We start from the raw sequence: 9,414 nt of genomic DNA, 5'->3' as shown, positions 1-9,414 counted from the left end.
CTCAGGTGGGTGAAGCCATGGCCATGGTCAAAGCGCTTAACCGGATCACGCTATTAGGAATGCCGAACAATATTCGCATCACGTAACAATCGACCCGTATGGGGCGCAGTCGTTACAAGTTCTGATTTATTCAACAAAGCCCATAATACAATAAAAACCAGTTTGATGATACAACTCAGAGAATATCCCCAATAAAAATTAGCCGTGATAGAAATCAAACACTAATATATCAGGTGCTGATTTCTCAGCGTCAAGGTGAAATACCTTCAACTTATCCATTTTTTTCTTTAATAAGAACTTCACTAAGATGGTATTTTTATCTTTATGTGCAATTGAAATTGACTTTACATTGCCGTCTACCATCAAGTTGTTTCCTATATGCAATATGTCATCACTCGCCGTCACGCCTTGTAATTCATAGACTATCTGGTTCGACGCTCTATCACCAAGCTCTTTAACTGCTATTCTTTCCCGTGACTCCATTGCAATGCGGAAATATTTTTCATGTTGTCCCGCCCGGACCGCAATAATCTCGTTATTATGCTCTTTCGATAATGGTAATGTGGGCGTAGCGTCTTCGTCATCCTGGCCTTTATTTATCGATACATCTTGCTTAGCCAGCAATTCGCGTTGTTGTAACTGGCGTTGAGAGCGGGGCTTGATTTTTGATAACGATTCAAGCAAGCCATCACGGATATCAACGTTCTTTGCTCGATGCAATACCGCTTCTGCTCCCTCAAAATCCCGCATTTTCACCAGTACAAACACTAAATTATGTAATAGATTTTCACCCGTATACCCTCGCGCATACAAGGGGGCCAGATAGCCCCTTGCGGTAGGATAATCCTCTTGCATAATAGCCAGCATCGCGAGGTTATTAATGACTTTATCTTCATCAACAAAATGCGTTCTGGCTTTATCGAACGATACCTTGGCGGCAAGATAATTGCCCTGCTGCGCCAGCAACACGCCTTGCGTGTTTAACGCTTCCCCATTTTCAGGGTTTTTATTCAAAGCCGCCCTAACTCTGTCAAGTGCCTCAGTAATGTGTCCTTGTTCCAGCAAATTCTTGCCTTCAAGTAACAGAATATCTTCATCGGGATTATCGACCAGCAAAGGCGCTAAATAATGCCTTGATGATTCATAATCCATCGCAGAGTGGTAATGACTTGCCAAAATATACCGTGTTTTTGCATCATCTTTTCGATTTAGTTTTTCACGATATAATTTAATTAACCCTTGAAAATCATTCATCTTGGTAAGAATAAACTCCTTCTGCTCCTCGTCAATAGCATTGTGATTTCCGCTTTTGGTTACACATCCTGCGAGAAAAAAAACTGAAAGTAATAATAAAATATTAACTAACTTCCCCATAATGCCATCATCCCTATCAAACCTGGTCCTACAATTATTGCCAACAATGGAAACATAATAAAGCCAATCATCGGCATGGTCATTTTGGCAGATAAGCTTGCCACTTTTTCTTCCATATCGAGTAACTGTATATCTCTCATTTCCTTACCTAAAGCGATTAACATTTTGTAAATGGTTGAGCCAAAATTTATGCTCTGTTGTAATGTAGTACATAACATTCTCACTTCATTACTGGCTATCTCTTGATAAAGTTGTTCCAACGCGGCATTGATTCCACTAACCTCTGTTTTTAGAATGACACGTTCCAGAATTATGGCAATATCCTTATTAACATGCTTAGTGTTATCACTAATATATCGCATGGATTTTTCAACCGTCATTCCAGACTGAATACAAACCGCCATCATATCAATAATAAAGGGTAAATCGTTTGATATGCTTTTTAACCGTTTTACGATAATACGCTTTTTGACCACGTCAGGTAAAATAATGACTGATACACTCAGGATTAAAAAACAAATGAGTAAAACATTCATTGACATTTTGAGGATACCACTTATGTTCAGTAAAAATAATACTCCACCAAGCGTAACGACGGTTAGCATTTTTAGTATCACATTTTTATCTAACAATGATGCAATCGAAATCAAACGGCTTGATTTTATCAAAATATTCTCAACATGCGATGCGTGATCCTGGTGTTCAGTATCATTCCGTGAATGCTTATATACATTCAACAACATTAATGATTTGTTTTTATTCTTGTCTTTTAAAAAATTGATAAGAATTCCACACAGGCCCAGAACCATCATGAGCAGTGAAAACAGATAAAACATAACTCACCTATAACTTATTCATCATTAACCAAAGAATAAAAATCCCCGAGAAAATGCTACCTACCGCATAATAAAGTATGAATTTACCCATTGGTTCATAAAGCAATATGGCAAAACTGTCTGGAGAACTGTATTTTATGAAAAAGAAGAAAAAAATAGGAACGCCCGTTAATATTTTTACAGACATTCTTACTTCAGATGTCATGGACAATTTTTTTCTATCAATAATTTTCCCATTAGAGATCATGGTTGCTAACCGTGTCATGACGTCTTTGATTTGCCCTCCCCCTTTCATATTCACCAAAACAGTAACAATAAAAAAATAATACTCCCTATAAGGTAAACGTCGATACGACTCCATCAAAACACTTTCAATATCCTCACCAATTTCAAGGCGCTGAGATATTTTTTTAAACTCTTTGCCAACAACACCTGCAATTTTTTCACCACACTGTTCAATGCCGAGCATCACTGAATTCCCAGCACTAATAACGCTGTTAATAATATTCAACGCCTCCGAAAATGTGTTTTCGAATTCTACTCGCGCCGCTTTTTTACTCCGTTGAAAAAGTATATACAATGTCAACAACAACATAAGCGGCGATACAATAATTAAATCAATATGTAAATACTCCAGGCTACTATAAATACTTACCGCTTGAACAGCGAAGACAACCAAACCATTTTTTAACGCCAAGTCATACTCTTTACCTAGCAAATACCGAGAAATATCACTGAAAAGTTCCACTAAACATTGCCATAATGAATGCTGCTTAAGTCGGTAGGTTAACTTGTTAGTTCTCGGTACAGTAGCAACGTGACGTAAGCGTTGAATATTTTTTTCCTTCCGATGCTCTAGCACGAGTTGGAGCAAGCCAAGTAGAAGCATGCTGATGAAGATAAAGATCATGGTAATTTATTTCCGAACAGTTGCTTCAAAGGCTCTTGCATATCATGGACTATTGCCTGTTGGTATACGGTTGAGCGCTGTAATAGACCGTAAGAGGTAAAACTTCCCTGAATTGCCCCCGTTTCAGAGCGTTCGGCCTGCGCGGAATAGCTGAAGATATCTTGCAAGATAATGTTATCGCCTTCCATACCCATTACTTCTGTAATGTTAATGACTTTTCGTGAGCCATCAGGCAAGCGAGATACCTGAACAACGATATGGATTGCCGATACGATATTGCGGCGGATTGCTGCAAGGGGAAGTGCCGCGCTTGACATCATGACCATACTTTCAAGACGTGCCAAGGCATCACGCGGTGAGTTGGCATGCAAGGTTGACATGGATCCATCATGGCCGGTGTTCATTGCCTGCAACATTTCGAACGCTTCTTCTCCCCGGCACTCCCCGATAATAATGCGATCGGGCCTCATACGCAGTGCATTGACGACGAGATGGCGCATAGTAACCTGGCCTTGGTTCTCGGCACCGGCCATACGGGTTTCCAGCCTGACAACATGCGGTTGCTGTAAACGCAACTCAGCTGCATCTTCCAGCGTCAGTACCCGCTCGCCTTCATCGATATAGTGGGACATGGCATTTAACAGGGTTGTCTTCCCAGACCCGGTCCCGCCAGAGACAATAATATTTACGCGGCAGCGACTCGCGATAACCAGAAAATTAGCCATCATCTCATTCATACTGCCGTACTCAACCAGATTGGCCAGCGTTCTCTGCCCGGACCCAAACTTACGAATTGAGATCAAGGCACCATCCAGTGCAACAGGCGCGATGACCACGTTCAGGCGACTACCGTCAGGCATGCGCGCATCGACCAACGGTTGCGAGTCATCAACGCGGCGCCCCACCCGCGCTACCAGTCGACGGGCAATATCAATCAACTGCTCGTTGCTGATAAAACGCTTATCGACTAATTCCAATTTCCCCGTTCGCTCAACAAAAATACGTTCAGGCCCATTAACCAAAATGTCACTGACACTTTCATCTTCCATCAACTCACGCAGCGGTCCATACCCCGTAATCTCATCGGCAATAAGCTCGCTTAAGCAGTTGCAAACCCGGCTTGAAAGGTATTGTCCTGTGTTATTCATCACGCGTTGAATGGCGTCGTTAACTTCTCGCAACAGCGCATCACGCTGATTTTTCAACTCATCAATGCGCTCTAAATCGATATTTTTAAGCACCTGCTCGCGGAAATAGAGCAATGTGCTGGTCATTTCAGTTTCAATATTCATCACTTTTTCCCTCTTTCACTTGTTCCGTTGCCCGCTGCTCAGATATCAAAAAGACCAAAAATCACACGACCGCATTTTGACGCGCGGTACGACGAAAAGTCGGCAGGGAAAACAGAATCTTACGGGATGGCTTAGGGACCAACGACTTGCCTAACAGGTGAGCAGCAAGTCGATAAAGTGAACTCTCTGAGGAGAGTTGATTATGATGAACGCTGTAGGTATTTACGCTAAAAATAGCGAGCCCGAGATATTCTTCAATATCAGCATTAACAAGCTCATCCGTATTTTTTGGATGGCTCTCGTTTAAACACAGAAAAATACGCGTTTCTTTCAGTGGGTTTGCCAGCAAGAAACGTTTATGCTCTTCCAGTATATTTTTCGCCACACGCAATGAGGCTAACGCCCGTGAAATTACCAACACAATGACATGGGACTGCATAAATACCTGTTCCAGTTGCTGTTCGAGGTGTATATGAATTCCATGATCAAAGAAAGCCAGATTATATCTATTAAAGGCGGTATCCTCATACAGCCATGCTGCGTCGCACGTTTCCATCTTTACCGACTGATGAGCGGTAAGATCGGCAATGCTGCCGTCGTTAGGTAACGCTTTAGCTAACAATAAATCCAAATCTCGACTGCCGCTGCAACCCTGCACCAACAGCATGGGTATTGAGGTCAGCATTCCCGCGGCCTTAAAAAGCTGATGCGCCACCGTGGATGCTCCTGCTCCACCCTTGCATCCCAGAACGCTGATTTTCATCGTCACTCGGTTATGCGTAGCAGGAACAGGATCACGAATCAGATCGGGCAATTGCGCTAACTGTGATCCAATATGCCGATAGTTGATTCCTGCCATCATCAACGCATGTGCAAAGCGGATTGAGTCATTATTCCCCACCATAATCGGTTTTGCCGAAACCGGGATGAGTAGCGCAACCATCTGCATAATAAGTTCAACATTATCCACATCACCAATATCGACAATAACCGCGATGGCATCGCTGGCAGCTGGATTATCATTCATAGTAAAAAAATCCGCTTCATGCGGTATGACATCAGCTAAATGATGCATTAACAACTGACTGACGATATCAGACATCACATTAGGTCGTGGTGAAATAATTAAAATTGGCTGTGCAAATTTTTTCTTCTGCGACTTCACTGTTGTATTTTTATTATTCGATTTGGTATCAAAAAATAATTTCATGTGAAACTCCAATGTATAGCACCCTGATTTATCATGACTATTTGGCAAAACCACCGCGTTCCATAAAACTACGGGCATCACTGGCAAGCCGTCCTTCACGGGTATTTTTATCTACACCACTATTAAAAAATAATTGAACGGATGAGCTACGGTGATACTCAGGTAACTGAATTTTATGTCGTGATGCCGAAGACACGGGTTTAACCAGATCGACAGTCGCAAAGACTACCAATTCTGTTTTATTTCTTTCCGTGTGAGATTTACGCGCCAGCGCCCCAAGAATAGGAATATCACTAATGAAAGGGACCTTGGTCAGTGATTCCACATCCTCTTCATTAAGTAAGCCACCAATCACAAAGCTATCACCATCGGCCACTTCGATCGTAGAGCTGGAACGCCGCGTCTTTATCTGAGGTATGCTGTAATTATTGTATGCATAACTCCCTGAAACACTGCTGATTTCGTTAGAAACCAACAGTTTTATTTTCTGTTTCTTTTCAACTTTAGCAGCAACATTTAATCGAATACCATATTCTTTATATTGTATGGTTGTACCCTCTTTACTTTGTACTAACAGCGGGATTTCACCGCCGACTAAAAAGCTGGCCACTTCACCGGACAACACGGTGAGATTAGGTTGAGCGAGTACCCGAGCCAAACTGTCATTATTAACAGCACTGATTGTGGTACTGATATTTTCTGCATCGAATCCACGTTTAAGACCAATAAAACTGAAAACACCAGGATCATTAACAACACCATTTCCTTTAATCAGTCCACTAAGGGTTAAATTACTCCATTCGATCCCTAAAGTGTCTGTGAATTTTTTACTTACCTCAACAACGCTGAGCTTTACGTTAACTTGATTGGATGATGGTAATTGTAATCTGTTTATGACATTGCTATAGATTTTGTTTGTCATAAAGAAAACTTCTGAGCTTTCCCGATCATCAGTATTATACTTTACCTTCAGATCTCTGCTTTCCTTCCCTACGACACTGCCCACTAACTGATATATCGCCCCACGGGTTTCCTCATCGGGCACAGTTCCCGTCAGGATATAAGATTTACCTTCACTGCTGATAAAACTCTTAACTACCACCTGACTACCGGGAAACTCAACCACAATGCGCTGATTGATATCCCCCAAGAATGAATCAACATTTATTTGTAAATCAGCCAAAATTTTTGTGTCAGCATCATAGGCGGTGACCTCTGAAATACCGGGTACCTTCGCATACAATACGATGGTGTTTTCATTCAATACTTTATAGTCCGCTACCGAGGGATCTGAGATAAATACCGTATTAACACGCCCTTTGGTTCGTAATGTTTTTGACTGCCCAGGCTTTAAAAAGAGTTGATCGGCCATTGCGGTTAATGGACACAATAAAATCAGTGCTAGCATCAGGCGAGTGTGAAATGAGAAGCGCTTCATCATCAAACTTTTTCCTCTGTTAAAATTTCCCTATCAGCCCCAACAGGCAAGACCTGTTAACCACGCCACTCATGTGTGGGTCGCGAGCGAGGTTCATCAAACAGGGGGGCACTACTGACGGGCCATGTTGCCTCTTTGCCGGATAGCGTTTCACTACCTCTCGAAAGCAAGTCAATGGGGTTTCTGGCCGTGGGAAACAGCAGTATTCTGGCGTTGCCTTCTAATCCTTTTAGCAGCTTGATTTCTGCATCTCTCAGTTCAACTAGGAGTTGGCTTCTGCTTTCTTGAGACTTCTTTTTTTCATCCTGGTTTACCCGACGAATTGCCAATACACGCCTATTGATCATCAGCGGTTTAAGCCGTGTATCGCGAATCGACTTCGCGGGCGAGATGATGTCATGACTTCCGTTATCGTCTTGACGGAGTCCATAGGAAAGATAGATATCCACACTGGCACCTGGCTTTAAATTGGTTAACAGATAATTATCAGAAGCATCTAACTCAAAGGGATAAAGCACATTTCCTGGCATGATAAACATAGCGATATAATCATCACTGCCGGGCTTAACCAAAGCAGTTGTTTGAAGGTAGGTGCCTTTGGCTACCGCACTTTTAAGTGCCCAATGAATAAGGTCATTTTCTTTTATATTGAACTGCATATCAGCGCTTTCTGGTGATACAGATATATTTTTCAATTGAAAATCGTCTTTCTTCAGAACATTGTTGGCAGACAGGTCTCGCTGGGCTACGGCCACAACAATGGTTTCTGTTGAAGAATTTCCCAGCATTTCACTCGTTCCTGGTGTCGGCGTATGTGCGGATTTCATATAGAATAAGATACCAATGCTACCAGTCAGAATCATTAACATGTAAATAATCAATGCGCTCTTTTTCATTTCAACGCTAATCCTTCATTTCAACGCTAATCCGCTTTCGCTGTTGTTATAAAATTATAACCAGGTATAATACCCATTATAAGAACCCCCTCTTTTTTTTGACATATAGCTACCGCATGAGCTCAACAAAGGCGTTAGAAACAGGCACTTTATACACACATGCAGATATAAAGTACCTGTTTTCAGGTTAAAGTATCGCTTCAATTTTTCAGAGGATAGTTAATAACCTCTATTTAACAGAACTCTCCACTGTAGTTTTGATCTTGGTGAAGATGCCTGACAACATATCTCTAACAGGCCCGTTTTCACCAAAAATAACCGTAACAACCGCAGCAACACCCGCTGCCACAATAGCATATTCAACAGCGGTTACCCCGCGCTGATCATTTTTAAAATCATGCATTGCTTCAGTAAAATACACATAACTCACGATTGACTTTCCCTGAATATAACTTGTTAAAGAATACATATCCAATCCTCTCCATTTATTAATACTATTATTTCACCACTTCTTTTTTCGACTTGGTAATTTTCAACACTCATTATTTTGCGGGGATTTTATAACATCTCTTTTTCGTCATTAACAATGACAACATTTACAAAGAAAACCAAAAAAACAATGGTCACAACCTATCAATTAACAAAGCACTAGCAAAAATCAAAAAATAATAAGATTTTTCTTACTTATGAAAAGTACACACATAAAACAAACAACAATAATATTACCTTTCTTCAAACACACGATAAGAATAACAAACAAAAACAAATAAGACAGATATTCATTAATAAAAGCATTAAAAAAACGACCTATCTACATCAGCTCATTATAAAATAAATGAGAAATCAACATTTAGCAGTTCACACTAAGCATTCGAAGAAAAAAGAATAAAATATCGATCTTTATAATAAAACAACAAGTAAAAATAAGCGGACAAGTAGAAGAATGAGAGGGGGCACCCTTCACATACACGTTATTTATCTGAGACCCGTTCTTTCCATCATGGATAATATATTGTTTTATTGTAAATTTATTAGCATTTAACCGTAATAACAAGCACAGACAGAAAGTAACGCACATGATCTTCAGTAAAGGAGGTATGGAATAGACTGAGAAAATAAAACATAAATTATTTGTTCAAAACTCTTATAATCAATAATATCTAACACGGCGGGGAACGCGCTCATTCACACGATATACTCAATAAACCTCAAGATGCAGGTTTGAGCACCTAAAAATGATCGTGAATTCTGGACGTCAGCGAGTCCGCTATTTCTGGTAGCGTATTGGTGAAAAAATTGAATATTGCATCGGCTTTGTGCTTTGTTGAATAAATAGAACTTTTGGGTAATCATCGGAGCAGATCACCACAGTTGTTTCAAAATCAGGTCTCCATGGCAAAACAAAATTTTAAAATCACCAACTGGCCCTCTTATAACAAGGCCCTCAAGCAGCGCGGT

8 protein-coding genes and 1 pseudogene are annotated in these 9,414 nt (G+C 40.8%); 1 reads left to right on the top strand and 8 read right to left on the bottom strand.

What is annotated here, in order from left to right; genetic code table 11:
• Positions 1-86: pseudogene (locus QZ506_RS01425) on the top strand (lipoprotein); the annotation flags it as partial.
• 112 nt (positions 87-198) lie between these two features.
• Here QZ506_RS01425 and QZ506_RS01420 read toward each other — a convergent pair.
• The 8 genes from QZ506_RS01420 to QZ506_RS01385 all read right to left on the bottom strand — a co-directional run bounded on the left by QZ506_RS01420 (position 199) and on the right by QZ506_RS01385 (position 8,425).
• Positions 199-1,374: a hypothetical protein gene (locus tag QZ506_RS01420; RefSeq protein WP_291968545.1), complete on the bottom strand. Its 1,176-nt coding sequence runs from the start codon at positions 1,372-1,374 to the stop codon at positions 199-201.
• A complete protein-coding gene (locus tag QZ506_RS01415; protein WP_291968543.1) occupies positions 1,362-2,183 on the bottom strand; it encodes a type II secretion system F family protein in 822 nt (273 codons plus the stop codon). The genes QZ506_RS01420 and QZ506_RS01415 overlap by 13 nt, the downstream gene beginning before the upstream one ends.
• A gap of 34 nt (positions 2,184-2,217) precedes the next feature.
• On the bottom strand, positions 2,218-3,120 hold the full coding sequence (locus QZ506_RS01410; protein WP_291968541.1) for a type II secretion system F family protein: 903 nt from the start codon (positions 3,118-3,120) through the stop codon (positions 2,218-2,220).
• The gene (locus QZ506_RS01405; protein ID WP_291968539.1) at positions 3,117-4,412 is read right to left on the bottom strand and encodes a CpaF family protein; all 1,296 of its coding nucleotides are present in this window, start codon (positions 4,410-4,412) and stop codon (positions 3,117-3,119) included. The genes QZ506_RS01410 and QZ506_RS01405 overlap by 4 nt, the downstream gene beginning before the upstream one ends.
• Positions 4,413-4,473: 61 nt before the next feature.
• Entirely contained in the window at positions 4,474-5,622 is a 1,149-nt protein-coding gene (locus QZ506_RS01400; protein WP_291968538.1) for a hypothetical protein, read from the bottom strand.
• A 37-nt stretch (positions 5,623-5,659) separates the two neighbouring features.
• On the bottom strand, positions 5,660-7,063 hold the full coding sequence (locus tag QZ506_RS01395; RefSeq protein ID WP_291968536.1) for a pilus assembly protein N-terminal domain-containing protein: 1,404 nt from the start codon (positions 7,061-7,063) through the stop codon (positions 5,660-5,662).
• 53 nt (positions 7,064-7,116) lie between these two features.
• The gene (locus QZ506_RS01390) at positions 7,117-7,956 is read right to left on the bottom strand and encodes a hypothetical protein (RefSeq protein WP_291968534.1); all 840 of its coding nucleotides are present in this window, start codon (positions 7,954-7,956) and stop codon (positions 7,117-7,119) included.
• Between the two features lie 229 nt (positions 7,957-8,185).
• Positions 8,186-8,425, bottom strand: coding sequence for a Flp family type IVb pilin (locus QZ506_RS01385; protein WP_291968532.1), 240 nt, complete (start codon positions 8,423-8,425; stop codon positions 8,186-8,188).
• Between the last annotated feature and the right edge of the window lie 989 nt (positions 8,426-9,414).

Source organism: Candidatus Symbiopectobacterium sp., assembly GCF_020054415.1.
Lineage (GTDB): Bacteria > Pseudomonadota > Gammaproteobacteria > Enterobacterales > Enterobacteriaceae > Symbiopectobacterium.
Note: the sequence above shows the minus strand (reverse complement) of the source record. Positions and strands in the feature narration are given on the sequence as shown.